Raw genomic sequence first — 255 nt, forward strand, 5'->3', positions numbered from 1 at the left:
GCAGCGCTCGACCATCGTTACCAGCCAGATCCCCGTGGACCACTGGTACGATATGATCGGCAATCCCACGATCGCTGATGCCGTGTTGGATCGTCTCGTTCACAACGCCTATCGCATCGAACTTTCCGGCGAGAGCCTGCGCAAACATCGAAACCTGTCAGCCGAGGATGCAACTCAGGCTTGACCGAGCCGATATACGCCGACATTGATAAACCACGACCCAGAGACATTGCGGCCGTCCGGCTTAGCCTCGGA

Annotated in this window: 1 protein-coding gene; it reads left to right on the top strand. The window is 57.6% G+C overall.

Annotated features, from left to right (window positions below):
• A partial coding sequence (locus JNB91_RS30575) for an ATP-binding protein (RefSeq protein ID WP_220329139.1) occupies positions 1 to 184 on the top strand: 184 nt, incomplete at its 5' end.
• Between the last annotated feature and the right edge of the window lie 71 nt (positions 185 to 255).

The organism is Aliirhizobium wenxiniae (assembly GCF_019511445.1).
GTDB lineage: Bacteria > Pseudomonadota > Alphaproteobacteria > Rhizobiales > Rhizobiaceae > Neorhizobium > Neorhizobium wenxiniae_A.